Origin of the sequence: Cryobacterium sp. PH31-O1 (genome assembly GCF_030063455.1) — a bacterium.
GTDB lineage: Bacteria > Actinomycetota > Actinomycetes > Actinomycetales > Microbacteriaceae > Cryobacterium.
The window spans coordinates 203,732-228,456 of the sequence record NZ_JASITB010000001.1 but is presented as its reverse complement, the minus strand read 5'-3'; the positions used below and the strand labels follow the sequence as shown (position 1 = coordinate 228,456).

The 24,725-nt window shown below is 62.0% G+C and carries 25 protein-coding genes; 12 read left to right on the top strand and 13 right to left on the bottom strand.

The window, feature by feature from the left end; genetic code table 11:
• Positions 1-3: 3 nt before the first annotated feature.
• Together QMK31_RS01085 and QMK31_RS01080 are read right to left on the bottom strand one after the other, a co-directional pair.
• Positions 4-969, bottom strand: coding sequence for an SPFH domain-containing protein (locus QMK31_RS01085; protein ID WP_283499113.1), 966 nt, complete (start codon positions 967-969; stop codon positions 4-6).
• Positions 962-1,453 carry an NfeD family protein gene (locus tag QMK31_RS01080; protein WP_283499112.1) on the bottom strand — a complete coding sequence of 164 codons (492 nt, stop codon included), beginning with the start codon at positions 1,451-1,453 and terminating at the stop codon, positions 962-964. The genes QMK31_RS01085 and QMK31_RS01080 overlap by 8 nt, the downstream gene beginning before the upstream one ends.
• A gap of 164 nt (positions 1,454-1,617) precedes the next feature.
• Here QMK31_RS01080 and QMK31_RS01075 point away from each other — a divergent pair, with 164 nt between their 5' ends.
• The 3 genes from QMK31_RS01075 to QMK31_RS01065 all read left to right on the top strand — a co-directional run bounded on the left by QMK31_RS01075 (position 1,618) and on the right by QMK31_RS01065 (position 6,027).
• A complete protein-coding gene (locus tag QMK31_RS01075) occupies positions 1,618-2,382 on the top strand; it encodes an SDR family oxidoreductase (protein ID WP_283499111.1) in 765 nt (254 codons plus the stop codon).
• 53 nt (positions 2,383-2,435) lie between these two features.
• Complete coding sequence (locus QMK31_RS01070) at positions 2,436-4,826, top strand: ATP-binding cassette domain-containing protein (protein ID WP_283499110.1); 2,391 nt, start codon at positions 2,436-2,438, stop codon at positions 4,824-4,826.
• A 229-nt stretch (positions 4,827-5,055) separates the two neighbouring features.
• Positions 5,056-6,027 carry a bile acid:sodium symporter family protein gene (locus tag QMK31_RS01065; RefSeq protein WP_283499109.1) on the top strand — a complete coding sequence of 324 codons (972 nt, stop codon included), beginning with the start codon at positions 5,056-5,058 and terminating at the stop codon, positions 6,025-6,027.
• Between the two features lie 118 nt (positions 6,028-6,145).
• Here the strand turns inward: QMK31_RS01065 and QMK31_RS01060 are convergent, their stop codons facing one another.
• Positions 6,146-6,631: a GntR family transcriptional regulator gene (locus QMK31_RS01060; protein WP_283499789.1), complete on the bottom strand. Its 486-nt coding sequence runs from the start codon at positions 6,629-6,631 to the stop codon at positions 6,146-6,148.
• A gap of 77 nt (positions 6,632-6,708) precedes the next feature.
• Here QMK31_RS01060 and QMK31_RS01055 point away from each other — a divergent pair, with 77 nt between their 5' ends.
• Entirely contained in the window at positions 6,709-6,924 is a 216-nt protein-coding gene (locus QMK31_RS01055) for a hypothetical protein (RefSeq protein ID WP_283499824.1), read from the top strand.
• Positions 6,925-6,962: 38 nt separating this feature from the next.
• Here QMK31_RS01055 and QMK31_RS01050 read toward each other — a convergent pair whose 3' ends face one another.
• The 4 genes from QMK31_RS01050 to dhaK all read right to left on the bottom strand — a co-directional run bounded on the left by QMK31_RS01050 (position 6,963) and on the right by dhaK (position 9,701).
• Positions 6,963-7,184 (bottom strand): hypothetical protein, encoded by a 222-nt coding sequence (locus QMK31_RS01050; protein ID WP_283499108.1) that lies wholly within the window; start codon positions 7,182-7,184, stop codon positions 6,963-6,965.
• A gap of 77 nt (positions 7,185-7,261) precedes the next feature.
• Positions 7,262-7,954 carry a dihydroxyacetone kinase phosphoryl donor subunit DhaM gene (gene dhaM, locus QMK31_RS01045; RefSeq protein ID WP_283499107.1) on the bottom strand — a complete coding sequence of 231 codons (693 nt, stop codon included), beginning with the start codon at positions 7,952-7,954 and terminating at the stop codon, positions 7,262-7,264.
• Between the two features lie 23 nt (positions 7,955-7,977).
• Positions 7,978-8,688 carry a dihydroxyacetone kinase subunit DhaL gene (gene dhaL, locus QMK31_RS01040; RefSeq protein ID WP_283499106.1) on the bottom strand — a complete coding sequence of 237 codons (711 nt, stop codon included), beginning with the start codon at positions 8,686-8,688 and terminating at the stop codon, positions 7,978-7,980.
• An 11-nt stretch (positions 8,689-8,699) separates the two neighbouring features.
• Positions 8,700-9,701, bottom strand: coding sequence for a dihydroxyacetone kinase subunit DhaK (gene dhaK, locus QMK31_RS01035; RefSeq protein WP_283499105.1), 1,002 nt, complete (start codon positions 9,699-9,701; stop codon positions 8,700-8,702).
• Positions 9,702-9,827: 126 nt separating this feature from the next.
• Here dhaK and QMK31_RS01030 point away from each other — a divergent pair, with 126 nt between their 5' ends.
• Together QMK31_RS01030 and glpK are read left to right on the top strand one after the other, a co-directional pair.
• Positions 9,828-10,706, top strand: coding sequence for an MIP/aquaporin family protein (locus QMK31_RS01030; RefSeq protein ID WP_283499104.1), 879 nt, complete (start codon positions 9,828-9,830; stop codon positions 10,704-10,706).
• Positions 10,707-10,797: 91 nt separating this feature from the next.
• The gene (gene glpK / locus QMK31_RS01025; RefSeq protein ID WP_283499103.1) at positions 10,798-12,312 is read left to right on the top strand and encodes a glycerol kinase GlpK; all 1,515 of its coding nucleotides are present in this window, start codon (positions 10,798-10,800) and stop codon (positions 12,310-12,312) included.
• 58 nt (positions 12,313-12,370) lie between these two features.
• Here glpK and trpD read toward each other — a convergent pair whose 3' ends face one another.
• Positions 12,371-13,423, bottom strand: coding sequence for an anthranilate phosphoribosyltransferase (gene trpD, locus QMK31_RS01020; protein WP_283499102.1), 1,053 nt, complete (start codon positions 13,421-13,423; stop codon positions 12,371-12,373).
• Positions 13,424-13,566: 143 nt separating this feature from the next.
• Here trpD and ctaE point away from each other — a divergent pair, with 143 nt between their 5' ends.
• From ctaE to QMK31_RS00995, 5 genes are all read left to right on the top strand, one after another.
• On the top strand, positions 13,567-14,196 hold the full coding sequence (ctaE, locus tag QMK31_RS01015) for an aa3-type cytochrome oxidase subunit III (RefSeq protein WP_233197528.1): 630 nt from the start codon (positions 13,567-13,569) through the stop codon (positions 14,194-14,196).
• A 36-nt stretch (positions 14,197-14,232) separates the two neighbouring features.
• A complete protein-coding gene (qcrC, locus tag QMK31_RS01010; protein WP_283499101.1) occupies positions 14,233-15,045 on the top strand; it encodes a cytochrome bc1 complex diheme cytochrome c subunit in 813 nt (270 codons plus the stop codon).
• A gap of 95 nt (positions 15,046-15,140) precedes the next feature.
• Positions 15,141-16,214: a cytochrome bc1 complex Rieske iron-sulfur subunit gene (gene qcrA, locus QMK31_RS01005; RefSeq protein WP_283499100.1), complete on the top strand. Its 1,074-nt coding sequence runs from the start codon at positions 15,141-15,143 to the stop codon at positions 16,212-16,214.
• The gene (gene qcrB / locus QMK31_RS01000; RefSeq protein ID WP_283499099.1) at positions 16,211-17,860 is read left to right on the top strand and encodes a cytochrome bc1 complex cytochrome b subunit; all 1,650 of its coding nucleotides are present in this window, start codon (positions 16,211-16,213) and stop codon (positions 17,858-17,860) included. The genes qcrA and qcrB overlap by 4 nt, the downstream gene beginning before the upstream one ends.
• Positions 17,861-17,884: 24 nt before the next feature.
• The gene (locus QMK31_RS00995) at positions 17,885-18,709 is read left to right on the top strand and encodes a methyltransferase domain-containing protein (RefSeq protein ID WP_349361536.1); all 825 of its coding nucleotides are present in this window, start codon (positions 17,885-17,887) and stop codon (positions 18,707-18,709) included.
• A gap of 95 nt (positions 18,710-18,804) precedes the next feature.
• On the opposite strand, the gene QMK31_RS00990 is transcribed toward QMK31_RS00995, so the two are convergent.
• The 5 genes from QMK31_RS00990 to QMK31_RS00970 all read right to left on the bottom strand — a co-directional run bounded on the left by QMK31_RS00990 (position 18,805) and on the right by QMK31_RS00970 (position 24,087).
• Positions 18,805-19,227 (bottom strand): cytochrome c oxidase subunit 4, encoded by a 423-nt coding sequence (locus QMK31_RS00990; protein ID WP_283499097.1) that lies wholly within the window; start codon positions 19,225-19,227, stop codon positions 18,805-18,807.
• Positions 19,228-20,958, bottom strand: coding sequence for an aa3-type cytochrome oxidase subunit I (gene ctaD / locus QMK31_RS00985; RefSeq protein WP_283499096.1), 1,731 nt, complete (start codon positions 20,956-20,958; stop codon positions 19,228-19,230).
• 3 nt (positions 20,959-20,961) lie between these two features.
• Complete coding sequence (gene ctaC, locus QMK31_RS00980) at positions 20,962-21,852, bottom strand: aa3-type cytochrome oxidase subunit II (protein WP_283499095.1); 891 nt, start codon at positions 21,850-21,852, stop codon at positions 20,962-20,964.
• Positions 21,853-22,099: 247 nt separating this feature from the next.
• Positions 22,100-22,486: a HesB/IscA family protein gene (locus QMK31_RS00975; protein ID WP_502852172.1), complete on the bottom strand. Its 387-nt coding sequence runs from the start codon at positions 22,484-22,486 to the stop codon at positions 22,100-22,102.
• A gap of 152 nt (positions 22,487-22,638) precedes the next feature.
• Complete coding sequence (locus QMK31_RS00970; protein ID WP_283499094.1) at positions 22,639-24,087, bottom strand: dipeptidase; 1,449 nt, start codon at positions 24,085-24,087, stop codon at positions 22,639-22,641.
• A 38-nt stretch (positions 24,088-24,125) separates the two neighbouring features.
• Here QMK31_RS00970 and QMK31_RS00965 point away from each other — a divergent pair, with 38 nt between their 5' ends.
• A complete protein-coding gene (locus QMK31_RS00965; RefSeq protein WP_283499093.1) occupies positions 24,126-24,719 on the top strand; it encodes a DUF3043 domain-containing protein in 594 nt (197 codons plus the stop codon).
• The last annotated feature ends 6 nt before the right edge of the window (positions 24,720-24,725 follow it).

Genomic DNA, 24,725 nt, shown 5'->3' with positions numbered 1-24,725 from the left:
CGACTAGACCTGGGGCGAGGCGGATGCTGCCGGTGCCGCCGCGCCGGACGGCGCAGCCTCGGGGGACTGGGCAGTATTTGCACCGAACGCACTGCCGATGCCCTTCATCGCTTCGGTTAGCTCACTCGGCACGATCCACAGCTTGTTGGCGCTGCCCTCGGCGAGTTTGGGCAGAGTGAGCAGGTACTGGTAGGCGAGCAATTTTGGGTCGGGATCTCCGTCGTGAATGGCCTTGAACACCGTGGTGATGGCTTCGGCTTCGCCCTGGGCGCGCAGGACGGCGGCTTTGGCATCGCCCTCAGCCTCGAGGATCGCCGCCTGGCGCGCGCCCTCAGCGGTGAGGATGGCTGACTGCTTGGTACCCTCGGCGGTCAGGATGAGCGCGCGACGGTCACGTTCGGCCCGCATCTGCTTTTCCATCGAATCTTGGATGGAGTGGGGCGGTTCGATCGCCTTGAGTTCGACTCGGCCCACGCGAATGCCCCATTTGCCGGTGGCTTCGTCGAGCACGATGCGCAGCTGGCTGTTGATGTTGTCACGGCTGGTCAGCGCCTCCTCGAGGTTCAGTCCGCCGACCACGTTACGCAGGGTTGTCGTGGTGAGCTGCTCGACCGCACCGAGATAGTTGTTGATCTCGTAGGTCGCGGCGCGGGCATCCGTCACCTGGAAATAGACGACGGTGTCGATGGAGACGACGAGGTTGTCCTCGGTGATCACCGGCTGCGGCGGGAACGACACGACCTGCTCGCGAATATCGAGCAGCGGGCGCACCCGGTCGACGAAGGGAACGAGCAGGTTTAGGCCGGGCAGCAACGTCTTGTGATATTTGCCCAGGCGTTCCACCACCCCGGCGTTTCCCTGCGGAATGATGCGAATGGCGCGCACGAGGATAACGATGACGAACACCGCCAAAACGGCGAGCAGGGCGATCACGAAGATCTGCCCGATGAAGGCTGCGGGATCAAGCATTGTTCTGGGTCCTTTCAACGGAGATGACGACGGCGGTGGAGCCCTCGATGAGATGCACGGTGACCGGCTGGCCGGGTTCCACGCTGGATCGGAACCCGATGTTGTCGCCGCCGGATGTCAGGAGCCGAGCCGTCCAGGTCTCACCATTGGCCAGTTTCACGAGACCGCCGGTCTCAGTGACCGTCGAGACGACCCGGCCGGTCATGCCGATTAGGGCATCGATGTTGCTCAACGCCGGATCGCCGCCCTTGCGCAGAGCCCGCAGTAGAAAGGGGCGGATGGTCAGGAGCAGCAGCACCGACAGGCCAGCGGCAACCACGATCTGCAGCCACCAGTCCAGGCCGAGCAGATTGGCCGCGAGACCCCCGAGACTGCCGATCGAAATCATGAGAAAAGTGAATTCCAGGCTCAACAATTCGATGGTGATGGCCACGAAAATGAACACGAGCCACAAAATCCAGAGATAGTCGGTCAGATCGACCATGAATGAGACCCTCCACAATCCGTTTCCCTCTGAAACTAGCAGGTGCCGGCGACAACACGCCGGGGAGCGGCCGAGGCTTGTTGATAAGGTCAGAACCTGATGGGATGGCCGATCAAGCCAAACTTCGCCAGGAAATATTCCGACCGATTAATAGAGGAGCACGCGTGACCAATCCACTTGCAGCAGGATCACTCGAGGGCAAGCGTGTACTCGTCACCGGCTCGTCCCGCGGCATCGGCGCAGATACCGTCGGCTATTTCGCGGGGGCCGGAGCTCGCGTCGTCATCAACTACCGCAATAAAGAGGCACGAGCCAACAAACTCGCCGACGCCATTCGCGCCGCTGGGGGAGAAGCCATCACTGTCGGCGCTGACCTGACGGATCCGGCGTCGGTATCAGCGATGTTCGCGAGCATTCAGGCGGAATACGGCGGCCTCGACATTCTCGTGATGAACGCCTCTGGCGGTATGGAAAGCGGCATGGCCGAGGACTACGCCATGACCCTCAACCGTGACGCGCAGGTGAACTTGCTGACGGAGGCGATTCCGCTGCTCGGCGACGACTCGCGAATCGTCTATGTCACGAGTCACCAGGCACACTTCATCAAGACCACCCCCACCATGCCGGAATATGAGCCGGTTGCCCGCAGCAAGCGCGCTGGCGAGGACGCCCTGCGCGCCGTCATCCCTCAGCTCGAAGAGTCCGGCATCGGATTCGTCGTCGTATCAGGCGACATGATCGAGGGCACCATCACGGCCACTCTCCTCGAACGGTCCAATCCGGGCGCTCTTAACGCACGTAAGGAGGCGGCGGGTCGACTGTATAACGTCAGCGAGTTCGCGGCGGAGATCGTCCGAGCCGCGATCGAGCCGGTTCCGGTCGGCAACACCCGACTCATCGGAGACACGACCGGTTTCGTCGGCGACTAACTGGTTGCAAGCGCGGAGCCCGAGTCGCGCAGAATCGAATCACAGGAGAACCGATGAGCACGACCACGAAAACGGCTACCCCGCCCGCTGAACCGCAGATTGCGGACAGCCACGATCTGATCCGCGTGCAGGGCGCCAGGGAGAACAACCTCAAAGACGTCAGCGTTGAGATTCCGAAGCGGCGCCTGACCGTGTTCACCGGGGTATCCGGCTCCGGCAAGAGCTCGCTGGTCTTCGGTACCATCGCCGCCGAATCCCAGCGCATGATCAACGAGACGTACAGCACCTTCGTGCAGGGATTCATGCCGACCCTGGCCCGGCCCGACGTCGACGTTCTGGACGGACTAACGACGGCGATCATCGTCGATCAGGAACGCATGGGCGCCAACGCGCGCTCCACCGTCGGAACCGCCACAGACGCCAACGCGCTGCTGCGCATCCTGTTCAGCCGGCTGGGCCAGCCGCACATCGGCTCGCCGCAGGCCTATTCCTTCAACGTTGCCTCGATCAGCGGCGCCGGGGCCTTCTCGAGCGAACGCGGCGGAAAGACCGTCAAGGAGCGTCGCAGCTTCAGCATCACCGGGGGCATGTGTTCCCGGTGCGAGGGTCGCGGGTCGGTCACAGACATCGATTTGACGGCGTTGTACGACGACACCAAATCGTTGAACGATGGCGCGCTCATCATTCCGGGATACAGCATGGACGGATGGTATGGTCGCATCTTCACCAGCTGTGGATTCTTCGATTCCGACAGCCCGATTGCGCAATTCAGCAAGAAAGAGCTGGCCGATCTGCTTTATAAGGAGCCGACCAAGATCAAGGTCGATGGCATCAACCTCACCTATGAGGGGCTGATTCCGAAGATCCAGAAATCGATGCTCTCCAAAGACGTCGACACCCTGCAGCCACACATTCGTGCGTTTGTGGAACGAGCCGTGACCTTCACGCTCTGCCCCGATTGCACAGGCACCCGCCTCAATGAGGGCGCGAGGTCGTCCAAGATCAACGAGATCAGCATCGCGGACGCCTGCATGATGCAAATCAGTGACCTCGCTGTCTGGGCCCGGACTGTCACCGAGCCGTCGATTGCCCCGCTACTGGCGGCGTTGCAGCACCTGCTCAACTCGTTCGTAGAGATAGGGCTGGGCTATCTGTCCCTCGACCGCTCCTCAGGCACCCTCTCTGGCGGTGAGTCGCAGCGCACCAAGATGATCCGCCACCTCGGTTCCTCCCTCACCGACGTCACCTACGTCTTCGACGAGCCCACGATCGGGCTGCACCCACACGATATTCAGCGGATGAATACACTGCTTCTCCAACTGCGTGACAAGGGAAACACGGTGCTCGTTGTGGAGCACAAACCGGAGATGATCCAGATCGCCGACCACGTTGTCGATCTTGGCCCTGGGGCAGGAGCGGACGGGGGAGACATCGTCTACGAAGGTACCCTGGCCGGACTTCGATCCAGCGGCACATTGACCGGTCGGCACCTCGATGACCGCGCTGCCGTGAAGGAAGTCGTGCGGGTTCCGTCTGGCATGCTGCCGGTGCGGGGTGCCAGCGAGCACAACCTTCAGGGCGTGGATGTCGATATTCCCCTCGGCGTTCTTACAGTGTTGACCGGGGTTGCCGGGTCTGGAAAAAGTTCGCTCATCCACGGCTCCGTTTCGGGCCTGGACACAGTGGTGACGGTCGACCAGGGTGCGATCAAGGGTTCTCGTCGGAGCAACCCGGCCACATATACGGGAATGCTCGAACCGATTCGCAAGGCATTTGCCAAGGCCAATGGTGTCAAGCCGGCACTGTTCAGTTCGAATTCGGAAGGGGCGTGCCCGAACTGTAATGGGGCCGGCGTGATCTATACCGATCTGGGCATGATGGCGGGCATCGCCGTAACATGCGAAGTGTGTGAGGGCAAACGCTTTCAGGCTTCCGTTTTGGAATATCACCTGGCCGGCCGCGACATCAGTGAGGTGCTGGCGATGTCGGTCACCGAGGCCGAAGAATTCTTTGGCTCGGTCGATGCTCGCACTCCCGCTGCCAACGCTATTCTGGGCCGCCTCGCCGACGTGGGGCTTGGCTACATCAAACTGGGTCAACCGCTTCCGACCCTCTCCGGCGGCGAACGGCAACGGCTGAAACTCGCCACCCAAATGGCGGAAAAGGGGGAGATCTACGTTCTGGATGAACCCACTGCTGGCCTGCACCTGGCCGACGTTGAGAACCTGCTTGGCCTCCTGGACCGGCTCGTCGATTCCGGCAAGTCGGTCATCGTGATTGAACACCACCAAGCGGTGATGGCGCACGCCGACTGGATTATCGACCTGGGCCCGGGGGCTGGCCACGACGGCGGCCACATCGTTTTTGAAGGTATCCCGGCAGACCTCGTGTCGACTCGCTCCACCCTTACGGGCAAGCATCTGGCCGCCTACGTCGGAGCGTGATGCTTGGATCGGCCAGGCGGCACGGTAGTCGGGAAGCCTCGGCCTGCTCCCTGATATCGGTGGGCGGTGGCACTGGGGGAGTCGGTTTGACGGTGAGCGAGGCGCCATCTCCCGGCCAATTATTGTCACGAGACGTCACGCCGCTCCAATGGTTGTAGGCATCTTGGTAACCTGATCAACGGGTGCCATGCGCGCCTGAGTTCTTTCTGCAGTTATCAGGGGTTGTCACATGCATCGTATCCGTACCGTCAGCACGTTTATTGGACGCTGGTTCGCCCTGATTGTGCTCACGGCGGGTGGTATCGCTTTGGCCGCCCCCAGCGTTTTCTCCGGCCTGACCGTGGCCATCCCGTGGCTGCTTTCCATCATTATGCTCGGCATGGGGATGACACTGCGCCCGGCCGATTTTGGCATCGTCGCCCGGCGACCGTGGCCGCTGCTGCTCGGAGTTGCTGCGCAGTACATCGTCATGCCGCTGCTCGGGCTCGGAATCGCGGTCGCGCTCGACTTGTCCCCGCTGCTAACGGCCGGAATGATCCTGGTTGGCGCGTCACCCGGCGGAACATCGTCCAATGTCATGGTTTTCCTGTCGAAGGGGGACACCGCGCTGTCGGTTGCGATGACCACGGTCTCCACCCTGCTCGCCCCGCTTCTCACGCCCTTACTGGTTCTCGTTCTCGCAGGGGAATTCTTGCCAGTCGACCCGGGTGCGCTTTTCATCTCCATCCTGCAAATTGTGCTCGTGCCCGTACTCGCCGGGCTTTTCTTGCGCATGCTGTTGCCCCGGATGGTGGAGAAGCTCCTCGATATTTTGCCGCTCGTCTCCGTGGCCGGTATCACCGTCGTGGTCATGGCGGTCGTGGCCGCGAGCTCATCAACCATCCTGTCAATCGGCATCCTCGTGGTGGTTGCGGTAGTTTTGCATAACTCGCTCGGTTACACCGTCGGCTACCTGATCGGCCGCGTATTCAAACTGCCGATCGCCAGTCGTCGTGCCATCAGCATTGAGGTGGGAATGCAGAACTCCGGTCTCGCCGCGGCGCTGGCCGTCGCTCACTTCAACCCCGTCGCAGCGCTCCCTGCAGCCATCTTTTCCGTCTGGCACAATGTGTCTGGTTCGCTGCTCGCGAGCTACTGGTCCCGTAAGGGTGTTCCTGTCGCCGAAACGCCAGCATCGGAACCGAGCCGAACGTCCGCTTGATTGTTCTTGCAAACGCGCTGTGCGCCCAAGCGCATACGACATGGCTCTGGCGTCGTGTGCTGGCCGTCGACTAGCCTCACTTGAGCCGCATGGTTCGTGACCGATAATGCACATTATGTCAATAAGTCAGAATCGGCGACCGTGCCGCTACCGATTCCGAGTCCGATCGGGGCCTCCCCGACCATCGTTCAGCCCTCTGCTTAGGGTTGGGCGTCGTCGTGACTTCTACGGTATTCCGTGATCGAGCGACGCCAGGGGCGGAAGCGGCGGTCCGGCGTGGCGGAATTCGCTGTCGTAGTCGTCTTCGATGATGCAGGCATCCGCTTGGCTCGCCCAGTGCAGCAGACGAAGTTGCCCGCCCCGGAGCCGGTGCGACAACGACCCGGGTCGGTGTCACCGCGCCTGCACCATGCAGCAAGACCGCCACCCGTGCCGGTGCGCCCTGCCTGGTGACAAGGTAGCCTTCCCCGTTGAGCTGATCATAGGCCGGGACCACGCTCCCCCGCGACACGCCGAGCCGACCCGCGAGAGCCCCCGTGGACGGCTTACTCTCACCCGGGCGTAACTCGCCCAACAGGATGCTGCCGCGCAACTGCGCCCCGATTTGTGCGCTGATCGATTCAGAGCCTGAGCGTTCTAGGGTGATACCGAGATGTATGCGAACTCGCGGCGACGATCGTCTTGCGTATTCCGCTCGACGAGGTGAGCCTGAAGGTGCGCACCGGGCCGCCGAGCGAGAGCATCGACGACGGCGAAGACCGCGCTGTCTGGGCGGGTGTGGTCTCGATGACCACGACGTGGAAGCCACCCGAAGCGTCACCCCTGACCCCCGAGACGATCGTCCAACCGGTCTCGGTACAGAACCAGCGCCTCGTGGATGCCCCAGCACTGCACTAGGTCACAAGCACCCAGCAAGCTCGTTGGTCGTCGCTTCGTCAGGCCTGGGTACGGTGAATGACCATGCCAAACTCATTGACCGGTTCAAAGGCGTCGCGGTCCCACGCCCCCGGGTGGGCAACCGGGCAGTTGACCAGGGTGTTTCGGGTGGAATGATCGATGGTGTGCTCGCGCATCGCCTGACCGCAGATCGGGCACGCCTGCCGGTCAATCGCGCTCCGCTCTTCCGGACTGTTTGAGGTGTTCCTGTCCTGAATCATGCCATTACGATACGCCGGATTAGACTAAAAGGCACGGAACTGCTAGGTAAATTCGTCTCGACGTATGCCCGAAAAGACTAGTCCTCGCCGAAGCCTGATTCCAGCAGGTCCGCGAGGGCCGTGATCGCCGGCCCGGCCGACGGATCGGTCGAGGCGAGCCGCACGCTGCTCCCCCTGGCCAGCCCGAGCGACATTATGCTCAGCAAGCTTCGCGCATCCGTTCCGTTTACCGTGATGGGAACCGAGAACGAGCTCGCCAGGTTAACGAACTCTGCGGCCGGCCGGGCGTGGAGGCCGTCCTTGTTGATCAGGATCACCGTGCGTGCGATCGCGCCCGAAACCGAGGCGCCGGCGGTGGTGTCGTGGTCACCGACCGGGGATGGGTTTGGACTGGTCAGCTGCAGCGAAGTTTGGGCGGCCGCCATGACAGCGTCCAGATCTCCCCCGGTCTCTGCGGCCACCGCCGCGGCCACCCCGCCCTCGACGAGCGGGGCATCCACGATCCGTACCCGGAGCTGCACCGTCTCGTCGAGAAAGTCCCGTGCCGTTTCCGCCGTCAGTATCGCCGACCCGAGATCACAGAGAATCACGACACCTCCCCCGGTGTCCGCCGCAGTGATCGCGTCACTGATCTTGTCGAAACTGGTCCCAATTCCGCCGGAATCCGTCCCCCCCGCTGCGAAGAGGTGCGCGGTCGGAGCCATCTGCCGCGCCAGTTCAACGAGCCCCGTCGCGATTTTTTCGCTGTGGGAGACGAAAACGATTCCCACACGCTGAGTGGATGCCGCGATCATCACGCAGCAGCCACGTCGGCGGCGGCGCGCAGCAGCAGCGTGGTCGACTGGGAGCCGGGGTCTCGGTGGCCGATCGCTCGCTCACCGAGGTAGCTCGCCCGACCCTTGCGCGCGATCAGCGGTTCCGTGGCCTGCGCGCCGGATACCGCGGCATCCGCTGCGGCCAACAGGACGGCGCCCACGGCCGAACCAGCCGCCTGCGCTGTCGCCGCCGCATTGACCGCGGGAGTCCAGGCGTCGATCATGGTCTTGTCACCCTCCTCGGCCTTGCCTCGCAGCACGATGCCGTCGCGCGCCGCCGTCAGCAGAACGACAAGTGCGGCCGCATCCAGCGACGAGGCCGACCCGACGGCGCCAGCTGCTTTGAGAAAAGCCGTGCCATACAGTGGCCCGGCGGCGCCACCCACGGTCGAGATAAGAGTTGTGGCGACCAGCTTGAGCACCGCGCCGGGGGTGGTGTCGTCGGCCAAGTCCTCGAGTTTGGGCAGGATTGCCTGAAAACCTCGATCCATGTTCTCACCGTGATCACCGTCGCCGATGTCCCGGTCGAGGGTGTTGAGTGCGGCGCGGCTGGCGGCGAGTACCTCGGCACTCCGGCGAATCCAACGAACGGTCCAGGCTGTGTCGAGCGTGAGCGATGCCGTACCGGGCGCTGTGTCGCTCGGGTCTGCACCAGCCTTGGCGGTGTCGGGTTGTTCCTTCGAGGTCATCGACTCTCTTTCTATCGTCCCCACCGTAGCGCCGCTGTCTGAACCGGGGCGTCCCACAGGCTCGTGAGTTCCTCATCAAGTTTAAGAATAGAAATGGAGGTTCCGGCCATTTCAAGACTGGTCGTGTAGTTGCCGATCAGGCTGCGGGCGACCGTGATTCCCTTCTCTGCCAGCGCTTCGGCGGCACGGCGGAACACGATGTACAGCTCAATCTGAGGTGTTCCCCCCATTCCGTTGACGAACAGGAGCACTTTGTCGCCACGGACAAAGGGCAGGTCTTCGAGGATGGGAGCCAGTAGCCGGTCAACTATGGCGTCGGCCGGTTCAAGTTTGATCCTCTCCCGGCCTGGCTCGCCGTGAATCCCAATGCCGATCTCGATCTCGTCGTCGGCGAGAACGAAGCTCGGCTCCCCCGCATGTGGAACCACACAGGGGGTCAGCGCCACGCCCATGGTGCGCACATACGAGTTCACTTTCTCGGCCACGGCGACGACGGCAGCCAGGTCATCGCCGCGTTCAGCGGCGGCTCCGGTGATTTTTTCCACCAGTACCGTTCCGGCCACGCCGCGGCGTCCCGCTGTATAGAGCGAATCCTTGACCGCCACATCGTCGTTGATGATGACAGAGCGCACGTCGATGCCTTCAGCGGATGCCAGATCGGCCGCGGTCTCAAAATTCAACACGTCCCCGGTGTAGTTTTTCACGATGTGCAGCACGCCGGCGCCGCCATCGACGGCCTGGGTGGCCGCGAGAATCGGGTCGGGCGTTGGCGACGTAAATACGGCTCCCGGCACGGCAGCATCCAGCATTCCGTACCCCACGAACCCGCCGTGAAGCGGCTCATGACCACTTCCACCACCGCTGACGATACCCACTTTGCCCGCAACGGGCGCATCACTGCGCACGATGAAGATCGGATCGTGCGAGACACGCACGATATCCCCGTGCGCCGCTTCGAATCCGGCGACGGCCTCGTTGACGACGTTCTTGGGATCGTTGATGAGCTTCTTCATGACCATCCATTCACTCGGTGATGCCACGGTTCGATCAGGTGCTGGCTGTGCGGGGCGGAACCGCCCAGTGCTGCCATTTTCCCACGGTCAACATACGCGCTGCAACTTCACACGGTAAGGGGCGGCATGGAACTCCATCAGCCCATTCCCCTTGATCACAGCCCGCGCTATGTTATTGCCATCCGCTCGCCGCAGAGGGGCAGCTTCGGCATCCCCGGCCTGATCAGAAAGGTTCTCGTGGAAAATATCGGAGCTGTATTCGTCTCGGAGGTCGTTGGCACCGCAATGCTGGTTCTCCTGGGAACCGGCGTGGTCGCCAACGTCGCCCTGGCCAAGAACAAGGGCCTCGGGGGCGGGTTCCTCATGGTGACCGTCGGCTGGGGATTTGCCGTGTTCGCCGGCGTCGTGGTCGCCTACCGTTCGGGGGCACACCTCAATCCCGCCGTCACCCTGGGTCTCGTCGCCAATGGCGCCGAAAAATTCGGGATGGATGTCCCCGTCAACGCGGTCTCCGTTCTCGCCTACATCGGCGCGCAGATGATCGGTGCCATTCTTGGCGCCGTGGCCTGCTGGCTCGCCTACAAGCAACACTTCGACGCCGAACCCGACCCGGCCAACAAACTCGGCGTCTTCTCGACCGGGCCGGCCATCCGCTCGTACGGCTGGAACCTCGTCACAGAGATCATCGGAACCTTCGTGCTGGTGTTCGTCGTCATCGCTTTCGGTGGCGACCGGCAGGGCGAAACCGGAGGTTTGGCCTCGCTCGGCGCCCTCCCCGTGGCACTGCTCGTGCTCGTCATCGGCACCTCGCTCGGTGGCCCGACCGGGTATGCCATCAACCCCGCCCGTGACCTCGGTCCGCGGATCGCTCACTTCATCCTGCCAATCAAGGGCAAGGGAAGTTCCGACTGGGCGTACTCCTGGGTTCCCGTCGTCGGCCCCGTCATCGGCGGCCTGCTGGCCGGGTGGGCCGCGCTGCCCCTCCTGCCCCTGCTGACCTCCTGACCCGAACCAACGGGCCGGTTCCCCAGTGGACCGGTTCGTTGTCGTGCACAAAACATGTTTCCTGAACGACTAAAGAAAAGGACTCGTACCAATGACTGACTACATTCTCGCCATCGATCAGGGAACCACCAGTTCCCGCGCCATCATCTTCGACAAGGCCGGCTCGATCGTGTCGACCGGCCAGCTCGAACACGAACAGATTTTTCCTCAGGCCGGCTGGGTCGAGCATGACCCGAAAGAGATCTGGGACAACACCCGTGAAGTGATCGGGCAGGCTCTATCCAAGGCCAACCTTACCCGCCACGATATCCGGGCCATTGGGATCACTAACCAACGCGAAACGGCCGTGGTCTGGGATAAGACGACGGGTGTTCCCGTCTACAACGCCATCGTCTGGCAGGACACCCGCACCCAGCCGATCGTCGATCGCCTCGCCGCCGACGGCGGTGTCGAGCGGTTCAAGAAGAAGGTGGGCTTGCCACTGGCTACTTACTTCTCGGGGACAAAAATCGTCTGGATCCTCGAAAACGTCGAAGGTGCCAGGGCCAAGGCGGACGCCGGCGACCTGCTCTTTGGAACCACGGACTCCTGGGTGCTCTGGAACCTGACCGGCGGAGTGGACGGCGGCGTGCATGCCACCGACGTGACCAATGCGAGCCGCACCCTGTTCATGGATCTAGAGACCCTGCAATGGGACGACGAGATTCTCGCAATTTTCGATGTGCCCAAGTCGATGCTGCCATCGATCCGCTCGTCGTCGGAGGTCTACGGTACCGCGCACACCTCGAGCCTGTTACGAGAAGTGCCGGTGGCAGGCATCCTCGGTGACCAGCAGGCGGCGACGTTCGGTCAGGCGGCGTTTGACCAGGGCGAAGCCAAGAATACCTACGGCACGGGAAACTTTCTGATCTTCAACACCGGAACGGAGATCGTGCACTCCAAGAACGGCCTCCTGACCACCCTGGGGTACAAACTCGGCGACGATGCTCCGCACTACGCTCTGGAAGGTTCCATTGCCGTGACCGGGGCACTGGTGCAGTGGATGCGCGACAACCTCGGCATGATTAGCTCGGCCGCTGAGATTGAAAGCCTGGCGAAGACGGTCGACGATAACGGCGGAGCCTACTTCGTGCCGGCGTTTTCGGGACTGTTCGCTCCGTACTGGAGGTCCGATGCTCGCGGCGCCCTGGTCGGCCTCACCCGATACGTGAACAAAGGCCACATTGCCCGCGCGGCACTGGAGGCAACGGCATTCCAGACTCGGGAAGTGATCGATGCGGTCAACGCCGACTCCGGTGTTCCCCTCACCGAGATCAAGGTCGACGGCGGCATGATTGCGAACAACCTGCTCATGCAGTTCCAGGCCGATATCCTCGGTGTTCCGGTGGTGCGACCGGTCGTCGCCGAGACGACGGCCCTGGGCGCTGCTTACGCCGCCGGCCTCGCGGTCGGCTTCTGGAGCGGTCTGGACGAACTGCGCACCAACTGGCAGGAAGACAGTCGGTGGACGCCCCAGATGGACGAGGCCGAACGCAGCCGCCAGTTGCGCAACTGGAAGAAGGCCGTCACTAAAACGTTCGACTGGGTCGACGAAGACGTTCTGTAGGGCGCCGCCTGGCTGTCCGAATCAGTCTGGAGCAATCAGCGCCTGCGGCGACCCGGAATCAAACCTGGGTCGCCGCAATCCACGCCGACAACTTGGCTGTCGACGCGCCGGAGTCGATTGCTTCGGCGGCGACGGCCATTTTGTCCCGAAATCGGTCGAGGATGGCCACCTGCATTTGTGAGAAATCGTTGGCCAGGTCGAAGGCGACGAGCCCGGCGGCGGCGTTGAGCAACACGATGTCGCGAATCGCACCCGGCTCGCCGGCGAGAACGGAGTGTACGACGTCCGCATTGTATTGGGGTGAGCCGCCCACCAAATCGCTGATCTGCGCACGTTTGATACCAAGTTCTCGCGGGTCGATGTCGTGTTCTGTCACCAGTCCTCTGGAAACCTCCCAGACGTGGCTGTGCCCGGTGGTGGTCAGTTCGTCGAGCCCGTCATCGCCGCGAAAGACCAGTGCCGTCGCTCCGCGTGTCTGGAACACACCCACAAAGAGCGGTACCCGGTCGAGGCTGGCCACACCGACAGCGGATGCCTCCGGTCGCGCCGGATTGCACAGCGGTCCGAGGTAGTTGAACACGGTGGGGATCCCCAGCTCCTTACGGGTGAGGGCTGCATGTCGAAATCCGGGATGAAATGCCGCCGCGTAGGCAAAGGTGATCCCGGTCTCCTTGAACACCTGCGCCACACGCGTGGCATCCCTGGACAGGTCGATGCCCAATTGACCGAGCACGTCCGACGATCCGGACGCGGAGCTGGCGGCACGGTTCCCGTGCTTGACAACCGGCACACCCGCCGCCGCGCACACGATGGAGGCCATGGTGGATATATTCACCGTGCCGAACTGGTCACCACCGGTTCCGACGATGTCGAGCGCCATAGGGTTCACCGGCAGCACAACGGCCTGTTCCAGAATCGCATCCCGAAATCCGACAATCTCGTCGACCGTCTCGCCCTTGGCACGGAGAGCCACCAAAAAGGCACCCAACTGAGACGGAGATGCCTCGCCAAGCATGATCCGTTCCATGCTCCAGGCAGCATCCGCCACGCTCAAGTCCCGTCCGTCAAGAAGGGAATTTAAGATGTTTGGCCAGGACTGCGATTCGAGCATGATTCCGATCATAGGAGAACGGGCCCAACTCCCCCGAATTCACGGCATCCGCGCACCGAAATTGCCCACCCAAACCAGGCAAAAACACCCACTTGCACGCCTGATTGAGAAAAACCTGTGGGAATATCGGCCATAATGGAGGGGTGACCAGCACCTCAATTACTCAGACGGCGAGTGCGCCCGTCGTGAACCGGCCCAACAGCGTGGCTGTAGGCACCATTGTGTGGTTGGGCAGCGAGGTGATGTTTTTCGCGGGGCTCTTCGCTATCTACTTCACGCTCCGTTCAACCTCCCCCGAGCTGTGGCTTTTCGAGGCCGATAAGCACAACTTCACCTTTGCGTTGATCAACACGCTCGTCTTGGTGTCGTCCTCGGTGACCTGCCAGTTCGGAGTGTTTGCCGCCGAACGGCTGCAGGCGCGCTCGACCGGCTGGAAGCCGAGTGAGTGGGGCATGGTCGAGTGGTTCTTCCTCACCTACGCGCTCGGTGCCATCTTCGTCACCGGTCAGGTGTTCGAATACGCCACCCTGGTGTCGGAGGGGATTTCGCTCTCCTCCAACGCGTACGGTTCCGCGTTCTACATCACAACCGGTTTCCACGGCATCCACGTGACAGCCGGCCTGCTGGCCTTTCTTCTTGTGATTGGGCGCGGATTCGCGGTCAAGAACTTCGGCCACAAGGAAGCCACCAGCGCCATCGTGGTTTCCTACTACTGGCACTTCGTCGACGTCGTCTGGATCGGGCTCTTCCTGGTCATCTACGTTCTCAAATAGACGTTCAAACTTAGAAACGGGAGCGGACTTTTCAGCATGACCAAGATCAAAACCCCTCGCGCACGCCGGGCACGCAAAGCCGGTCGTCGCCATCCTCTCGCCAGCGTTGCACTGATAGCCATCGGGTTGCTCTTCACCGGAGGCGCCTACGCAGCTTTCAGTACGAGTACCGCAATTGCCACAACGGATGCGTCGTCGCAGCAGACCATCGCCCAGGGTGAAAAGCTCTTCGCGGCGAACTGTGCCACATGCCACGGGCTCAGCGCTCAGGGCTCGTCAGAAGGCCCCAGCCTGATCGGAGTCGGCGCCGCCTCGGTAGACTTCCAGGTCGGTACCGGCCGCATGCCGATGCAGATGCAGGGCCCGCAGGCGCAGAAGAAGCCCGTTCAGTTCACCGCCGAGCAGACAGCGGCTCTCGCAGCGTACGTGGCGTCGCTCGCACCCGGCCCGGCGATTCCTGCCGCTGAGCTCCTGGACAGTGCGGGTGACTCTGCTAATGGTGCCGAGCTGTTCCGCATCAACTGCGCCATGTGCCACAACGTCGCCGGCGCTGGTGGCGCGCTAACCGAGGGTAAGTTCGCCCCCGCAATCGAGAACGTCTCTGCCCAGCACATCTACGAGGCCATGATCACCGGCCCGCAGAACATGCCGGTCTTCAACGACATGAATATCTCGCCCGAAGACAAGCGCGACATCATCACGTACCTCAAGTACGTCGAGGACAACCCGTCTCCGGGCGGATTGGCTCTCGGTTCCTTGGGGCCGGTAGCCGAAGGCCTCTTCATCTGGATCTTCGGACTGGGAGCAATCGTTGCCCTCACCGTGTGGATCACCGCAAAATCAAACTAAGCATCGGTATCTGGTGTTGACGCGGCATTCGGTTCCGATCGATTGCCGCCCAGCAGCGGAGTGCAGAGTATTTACACAGCCCACAAAGGAGAACAATGGCCAAGGACGATAACGGCGCGGAGCACGTAACCGCCGCCGACTCGCCTGGCGCGCAGCTCGCGACATCCGCCGCAAGCACAGCCGTCGTTACACGGGATGCCCTGGTCAATCCGGGATTCCCGCCGCACCGTCCGCGCATCACCGACCTTGACCACAAGGAAGAGCGCAAGGCTGAGCGTGCCGTTTACACGCTGTTTTACGTCTCCATCGTGGGTAGCGTTTTTGCCATCGCTGCCTACATGGCCTTTCCGATCGTCGCCGAAGATCCCGGTTCTGTTCGCTTGAACAACCTCTTCATCGGCCTCGGTCTCAGTCTCGCGCTGCTCGCCATCGGTATCGGAGCCGTGCACTGGGGTAAGGCCCTCATGAGTGATCATGAAGGTGTCGACGAACGTCACCCCGTTCGTGGAACCGAGCCAGTGCGGGCCCGCGCCGTGGAGATCTTCCAGCAGGCCAATGAAGAATCGGGCTTCGGTCGCCGTACGCTCATTCGCAACAGCCTCATCGGTGCCCTCGTCGTCTTTCCACTCCCGGCCGTCGTATTGTTTCGTGGTCTTGGCCCGATGGACCAGGACCCGGTTGCTCTCCTCAACGAAACCCTGTGGAAGAAGGGCGTTCGCCTGACCATGGACCCCAGTGGCACCCCGATCAAGGCAGCGGATGTCACGCTCGGATCGTCGTTCCACGTCATTCCAGAGGGCTTGGCCGAGATGGGCCACGGTCGTCTGGAAGAAAAGGCGAAAGCCGCCGTTCTGCTCATTCGCATGGACCCGGATGACCTCGTCGAAGAAGAGGACCGCAAGTCCTGGTCGTATGACGGGATCGTAGCCTATTCTAAGATCTGTACCCATGTCGGGTGCCCGGTCGCGCTCTACGAACAGCACACGCACCACCTGCTTTGCCCGTGCCACCAGTCGCAGTTCGACGTTGAGAACCACTGCAAGGTCATCTTCGGACCGGCCAAACGGGCACTACCCCAGCTCCCGATCGCCGTGGACGCTGAGGGCTACCTGATCGCGCAGAGCGATTTCACTGAACCAGTCGGCCCGAGTTTCTGGGAGCGAGCATGACAACGATAACCACCCGCGAATCCACTGAGGATCAAGCAGTCGGGGTGAAGAAATCCGGAGGCTTCACCGCATCCGCTGCCAATTACATTGACGAACGCACCAGTATTTCAGGTGCGGTCAAAGAACTTGGTCGCAAAATCTTCCCCGATCACTGGTCCTTCCTCCTCGGCGAGGTGGCACTGTACAGCTTCGTCATCATTTTGCTGTCGGGTTCTTTCCTGACGTTTTTCTTCCAGGCTTCCATGGCCGAAGTCGTCTACGACGGCTCCTATGCGCCGCTCAAGGGAATCCCGATGTCGGCCGCGATGTCTTCGACGATGGACATATCGTTCGACATTCGCGGTGGCCTGCTCATGCGTCAGGTTCACCACTGGGCTGCCCTGCTGTTCGTAGCCGCCATCGGCCTGCACATGCTGCGCATCTATTTCACGGGTGCGTTCCGCAAGCCGCGAGAGCTCAACTGGGTCATTGGCTTCGTCCTCTTCATCCTGGCCATGGCTGAAGGCTTCACTGGATACTCCCTCCCCGACGACCTGCTCTCCGGAAACGGCCTGCGCATCATCGACGGGCTGATCAAGGGAATCCCGGTCGTGGGCACCTGGGTCTCCTTCCTGCTGTTCGGTGGGGAATTTCCCGGCACGGACATTGTCGGGCGGTTGTACTCGCTGCATATCCTCTTATTGCCGGCCATCATTGTCGCCTTGATCGCCATGCACCTCTTGTTCGTCGTCGTGCACAAGCACACCCAGTACCCGGCCGCGGGACACACCAATCAGAATGTTGTCGGCTACCCGGTGCTCCCGGTCTACGCCGCCAAGGCCGGTGGCTTCTTCTTCATCGTGTTCGGTGTCGTCATGCTCATCGCTTCCTTCTTCACGATCAACCCGATCTGGAATTACGGCCCGTACGACCCCTCACCGGTGTCGGCCGGCACCCAGCCCGACTGGTACATCGGCTTCGCCGACGGTGCCATGCGGCTCATTCCGACCGGTTGGGAGTTCGTCTGGCTGAACCACACCTACTCGCTCAATATCCTCGTGGTACTGATCGTTGTCGGCTTGTTCATCGTTACCGTCATGATCTACCCCTTCATCGAAGCCTGGATCACCGGCGACAAGCGTGAGCACCACGTTCTCGATCGCCCGCGCAACGCACCGACTCGTACCGCGATCGGCGCAGCTGGCGTCACGTTCTATGCGTCGCTGTGGGCAGCAGCATCATCGGACATCATGGCAACGCACTTCCACCTCACCATGGAGGGGGTCATCCACACCCTTCAGGCGACTACCCTGCTCGGCCCGTTCCTCGCGTTCTTCATCGCCAAACGCGTCTGCTTGGCCCTGCAGAAGAAGGACCGCGAAATCGTTCTGCACGGTTACGAGTCCGGCCGTATCGTTCGGCTTCCCGGTGGCGAATTCGTTGAGGTGCACCAGCCCGTGGACGAGTACGAGCGTTGGAAGCTGGTCAGCTACAGTGACTTCAAGCCGCTCATGCTGCGTCCCAACGCCCAAGGCAAGATTGGTGCGACCGAGAAGGTTCGTGCCGGCCTGTCTCGCTGGTTCTTTGAAGATCGGATCACCCCGGTCACGCAGCCCGAGCTTGATCACGCCCACGGCGATCACCCCGCGGAGATTACCGACAAGTAGCAGAAACCAACAGAACGGGCATCGATGTCACTCCAGACGTTATCGGAGTGGCTTCGGTGCCCGAACTGTTTTCTCCCCTTGCATCCCAGCGGTCATCTTCTTTTGGGGTGTGAACGTGGGCATTCCTTCGACGTCAACAAGCGGGGATTCGTCAACCTGCTCACCGGGCCGCGCAAGTTCATCGGCGATAGTGCGGCCATGCTCGATGCTCGTGATCGGTTTCTTGACGCCGGATGGTACGAACCGCTCCGCGACGCCATCCGCACCCGTGTCGCCGGTGAATCCCCCCGGCGCCTCCTCGATGTCGGGTGCGGCACCGGCTACTACCTGGGCGCGGCGCTGCCCCCATCAGGCGGCGTGCGCGCCTTGGGCATGGACCTCTCCCCCGTCGCCGTCGGTCGCACGATCCGGCCGGACGATCGCGTTGACGGGCTGGTAGCGGATGTCTGGTCGCCCCTCCCCCTGCGCGATGGGACCGCCGACATTATTCTGAACGTTTTCGCACCGCGTAACGCTGCAGAGTTCCACCGTGTGCTTCGGGCCGATGGCCTGCTGCTGGTCGTCGTGCCGCAGCCGTCCCACCTGTGGCAGCTGCGGGAGTCGGGCCTTGCCGTGCAAATGCAGGCTGACAAGGCTGCACACCTGACAACGAGCCTTGCCGCCTGGTTCAGCCTGGAGTCGCACGACCAGCTTGAGCGCACAGTGCGGTTGTCGATGACTGAGGTGACATCGCTCATCGGCATGGGCCCGTCCGCGCACCACACCGACAGTGCCGCTGCAGTCGACTCCGTCGGTTGTGATCGGCAGGTCACAGTTGCCTTCGACATCTTCGGGTTCCGTCGCCGCTGACCGGTCCTGATCAGGCGCTGATCAGGCTCAGGAACTCCGTTAACCGACGATACCGACCTCCCCGAAGGGAGATCGGTATCGACTAGCGAAAACGTCTAGCGGGCGAACAAGCCCCGGTAGTACTCGTAGACCCACCCGGTGAGGGCGACCAGACCGAGACCAAGCCCGATGAAGCAGATCCAGATGCCAACAGCCAGGCCGAGGAACAGCAGCGCGGTGGACGCTGCGAGGAAGATCGGCCACCAGCTCCACGGGCTAAAGAACCCCATTTCGGGGTCACCGTCATCGACGTTGCCATCGAGGCGGTCCTCGGGCAGCTCGCCGCCCTGGGCGCCGCGTACCTTGTCGAGATAGAACGCTATGAAAGCCACGAGCAGCGCCGACAGGGCGAGCATGAACGTGCCGGCCCACTCGATCTTTCCGTGATTAGGGTCGAGCAGGTTCCAGGCAACATAGACGACTGTGACAATTCCGAAGAAAGCGGTGAGGACCCAGAGGATGTTGACGTTGGTCTTCATTTACTTAACCTGATTCGAGTCGATGTCGTAGACCGCAGCGTCGGGCGCATCCTTACCGGGGCCGATACCGACGGGTACGCCGGCTTCGGGGTGGTTCAGGTCGAAGGCGGGACGCTCGGAGCGGATGCGCGGAATAGAAGTGAAGTTGTGGCGCGGCGGCGGGCAGGACGTCGCCCACTCGAGCGAGGAACCATAGCCCCACGGGTCGTTCACGGTCACCAGCGGAGCCTTCCGAGCCGTGATGTACACGTTCAGGAAGAACGGGATCATTGACACGGCGAGGATCATGGAACCGATGGTGGACACCTGGTTCATCCAGGTGAAACCGTCCTCGGGCGAATACGTCGCGTAGCGTCGCGGCATTCCCATGACTCCCAGCCAGTGCTGGATCAGGAAGGTGGTGTGGAAACCGATGAACAGGAGCCAGAAGTGCCACTTGCCAAGGCTTTCGTTGAGCATCTTGCCGGTCCATTTGGGCCACCAAAAGTAGAATCCGCTGAACATAGCGAAGACGACGGTGCCGAAGACAACGTAGTGGAAGTGCGCGACGACGAAGTAGGTGTCGGACACGTGGAAGTCGAGCGGCGGTGAGGCCAGGATGACTCCGGTCAGACCACCAAAAGTGAAGGTCACGAGGAAACCGATGGCCCAGATCATGGGAGTTTCGAAAGTAATGGAGCCGCGCCACATGGTGCCGATCCAGTTGAAGATCTTCACCCCGGTCGGGACCGCGATCAGCATCGTCATGAGGGAGAAAAACGGCAGCAGTACAGAGCCGGTGACATACATGTGGTGCGCCCACACCGAGATAGACAGCGCCGCGATGGAGATGGTCGCGTAGACCAGAGTCTTGTAGCCGAACATCGGCTTGCGGCTAAAGACCGGGAAGACCTCGGAGACGATACCGAAGAACGGCAACGCGATGATGTATACCTCAGGGTGGCCGAAGAACCAGAACAGGTGCTGCCAGAGGATGGCGCCACCGTTGGCCGGATCGTAAATGTGCGAACCAAAGATGCGGTCGGATGCTGCGGCGAGCATAGCAGCGGCCAGCACGGGGAAGACCATGAGAGCGAGCAGCGACGTGATCAGCGAGTTCCAGGTGAAGATCGGCATGCGCCACATCGTCATGCCAGGGGCGCGCATGGTGATGATCGTAGTGATGAAGTTCACGGAGCCGAGGATGGTTCCGAAACCGGAGAGTCCGAGGCCGACCATCCACAGGTTTCCGCCGACTCCAGGCGAGAACGTTGTGCTGGCAAGGGGCTGGTAGGCGAACCAGCCAAAGGAGGCCGCACCCTGCGGGGTAAGGAACCCAGAAACGGCGATCAGGCTGCCGAAGTTGAAGAACCAGTAGGCGAGGGCGTTCAGCCGCGGGAACGCAACGTCGGGGGCGCCAATCTGCAGCGGAACCAGGAAGTTTGCAAAGCCGAAGAAGAGCGGCGTAGCAAACATCAGGAGCATGATCGTGCCGTGCATCGTGAAGAGTTGGTTGTACTGCTCCTTGGTCTGCACCACATCGAGGCCCGGCGCGAACAACTGGGCCCTAATGATCAGCGCCATGACGCCGCCGATGCAGAAGTAGATGAAGGACGTGATCAGGTACATGTACCCGATGACCTTGTGGTCGGTGGAGGTAATCCACCGGACAAGTACGTTGCCCTTGCGTTCCGCCGACGTGGAGACCGGTGCTGCCGGACGTGGCGGGGCGGGTGCGATGGTCGTGGTCATGGCTTAGTTGCCCTCCGGAGCCGTCGGGGCACTCGTGCCCGGCTGATTCTGATTACGGTCGAATTCATTGTCGAGCTGACCGACGTTACCCGCGGTGCGCAGCGACTGGATGTATGTGTCGTAGTCGGCCTCGGAAACGACCTTGACGTTGAAGAGCATGAGGGAGTGGTATTCACCGCAGAGCTCGGCACACTTTCCCGCGTAGGTCCCGATGCGCTCGGGGGTGACCGACATGTAGTTGGTCTTGCCCGGGATGACGTCTTTCTTGTACAGGAAGTCGATAACCCAGAACGAGTGGATGACGTCGCGTGATTCCAGAGCGATCTCAATGGTCTTGTTGACAGGGAGCACAAGCACGGGGAGTTCCGATTCGATCAGCGAGCCGCGCTCCCCATCGGGATCGGGCTGGCCCTGGATGCCGGGTGAGTAGACATCTTCGTCGACGTAGTTGAAGTCCCAAGCCCATTGCTTGGCCTGCACTTCAATCGACACATCGGGGTTGTCGTAACGCGATTCAATGGCGATCTGATCGCGCACCGTGAAGGCGAAGAAGCCGATGACGAGGATGAGCGGCACAACCGTGTAGAAGATCTCGATCGGCATGTTGTAACGCAACTGAACCGGCAAGCCGGTCTGGCCCTTGCGGCGCCGATAGACGACGATCGTCCAGATGATCAGGCCCCAGGTGATGAGACCGACGATGAGGAGCACGATCCACGAGGTGGTCCAGAGGCCGGCAATGCGGTCGGTCTGATTGGTCACCGCCGTTTCGCCCTCTTCTTCAAAACCGGGCATGAAGCCGTGGAGTTGGGCCTGCGTGCATCCGGCCAGTACAACGGCGAGCGTCGCTGCGAGCGGAATAGCAGCCCAACGAAGGCGGTGGTTATTGCGCACCGGGGACCTTTCGGGAGATTCGAGGACACTTCTCAGGAAGCGTTTTGATCGATTCCTAGCCTACTCCGCGAGAGCGGGCATGAAGTGCACTCCCGGTCGGGTCGCAGGCAATTTATGCTCGGGGCGGCTGGGGGACGCACAATTTTGGGCGGATGGAGCGCATTTCGGGCAAGAAAACAGGGACATCATCTCAGTGATGATGTCCCTGCCGGGTGTTTTCCAACACCTATGCTGCAATAAACCTGCGCTAGTGAAAGGAATCTCCACACGCGCAACTGCCGCCGGCGTTCGGGTTGTCAATGGTGAAACCCTGCTTCTCGATGGTGTCCTCGAAGTTGATCGAGGCGCCATCCAGGTAGGGAACACTCATTTTATCGACGACGACCCCGACGCCGTCGAAATCGACGAGAGCATCGCCGTCGAGGACGCGCTCGTCGAAGTACAGCTGGTAGATCAGGCCTGAGCAACCGCCGGGCTGCACGGCGACGCGCAGACGGAGGTCTTCACGACCTTCCTGAGTCAACAGGCTGCGCACCTTGAGGGCGGCGGCCTCGGTGAGACCAACGCCATGGGCAGCGGCCGGGGCGGGTGCGGTGTCAGCAGTGCTGACGGTTTCGGTCATGGTGTCGGTCATGCTTCTCCTCGGTTCACGCAGTCACGCACAGTTGCGATCGCAGTGAGTTGCGATCTCATAAATTCTACCTGCGACAACCAGAAAGTCGACGTGGGCATTCCCACCGTCTCACATTTTCTTGGCGGTCCGCTGGTGATGGACTTCACTTTGGGCTAAGGCTCGACGCGTTCGTTCAGGCTGCCGAGCAGGAAGGCCTCGCTCAGGACCGCGCGTTTGAAAACGCCGAGGTGGAGGGACTCGTTCGGACTGTGCGCCCGGGAATCCGGATCCTCCACTCCGGTGACCAGAATCTGAGCGGTCGGAAAGACCCGCACCAGGTCGGCGATGAACGGGATTGACCCGCCGACACCGATGTCGATCGGCGGCACGCCCCAGGCAGCGGTCATGGCAGATCGAGCCTCGGTGACGGCCCACCCGCTGGTGTCGACGAGGAACGGCTCGCCGGTGTCTACATCGTCGATTTCGACAACGGCGCCGAATGGTGCATTCTCACGCAGATGGGTCTCGATCGCCGTGGCGGCCTCGACCGCCGATTGGCCGGGGGCGATGCGCGTGCTGACGCGAACGCTGACCGACGGTGTGAGCGTGTTGGACGCGTTGTCCACGGTAGGCGCGTCAATGCCGGTGATAGTCAGGGCGGGCTGCGACCAGATCCGGCTGAGGATGGAGCCGTGGCCGATCGGTGTGACGCCGGGCAACAACCCCGTCTCCGCGCGCAACTGTGCTTCAGAGTACTCGGGGGTAGGGACATCGATGCTGGTGAGACCTGCCACGGCCACCGAGCCATCATCCTGATACAGAGTGGCCAGCAGCTTGATGGTGGCGAGCATGGCGTCGGGCACCGCTCCCCCGAACATGCCGGAGTGCGAGGCATGGGCCAGAGTGCGCACCGTCAAACGCAGGGTGACGTTGCCGCGCAGAGCGGTGGTGATGGCCGGCGTGTTTATGTCCCAGTTGTTCGAGTCGGCTACGACGATCACATCGCCGCGCAGGGATTCACGGTTTTCGTCGAGGAAAGTCGCGAAGGAGCGACTTCCGAACTCCTCCTCCCCCTCGATGAACAGGGCGATTCCCAGATCGAAATCCGCGCCGACGGCCGCGACCAGGGCACGAATGGAGGCGACGTGCGCCATGACACCGGCCTTGTCGTCGGCGGCGCCGCGCCCGTAGAGGCGATCGCCGCGCACGGTTGGTGTGAACGGGTCCGACTCCCAGTCCTCATCTCGGCCGGGGGGCTGTACGTCGTGATGGGCGTAGAGCAAAACGGTCGGACGGCCCTTTCTGGCCGGGCGCGACGCCAGGATCGCCGGCTGGCCAAGCTCGGTGCCGCCCGGAATGCGGGCCTGCACGATTTCGACCGATTCAAACACGCCGAGTTCGCGCACGAGCGCGGCGACGGCGTCGGCGCTGGCGGCGACCCGCGAAGGATCGAACGCCGCCCACGACACCGAGGGAATGCGCACCAGCGCACAGAGATCTGCGATCGTGCTCGGGAGCCCCCGTTCGACCGCGGTTCGGAGGGCATCGCGCGCGCCAGGATCGGCCGCGAGGTCAAGTTTTGCGCCGTCGGAACGGGAATTTGTCTGTGGGTTACCAGTCATACGGGTAATCTTAAGGCACCCAATTGCAAGGATTTGATGTGGCCAAGCCTCCCGTAGACCCCGACGCCCAGCCGTCGATTGAAAGTTCCGACGAGACCGCAGCACGTCTCGGTCTCACGCACAACGCGGGTAAGGGTCAGGCGACCCCCACCCGCAAGAAACAGGAAGCGGCGAACAAGCGCCCGCTGGTTCCGGACGACCGTAAGCTCGCCGCCAAGCAGGCGCGTGCCAAGTCCACCGCCGCCCGCGATGTGGCGAGGGCCGGCATGGCCGCCGGTGTCGACAAGTACCTGCCGCTTCGTGAACGCGGCCTGCAGAAGCGGTACGCCCGCGACTACGTCGACGCACGGTTCAACGTGGGCGAGCTGATGATTCCGGTCATGTTCCTGGTCATCCTGCTCACCACGGTTCCTAGTGTCGCCGGCGTGTCCATCATTGCGCTCTGGGCCTTCTTTATCTTCGCTGTCGTCGACTGCGTTGTGCTCGGTTTCATCCTCACCAAGAAGATCGAAGCCAAGTTCGGGGCTGACAAGGCAGAACGGGTGCGCTGGTATGCGGCCATGCGCGCGCTGCAGCTGCGGCCCATGCGTCTGCCCAAGCCGCAGGTCAAGCGCCGCCAGTACCCGGTCTGACGGGGC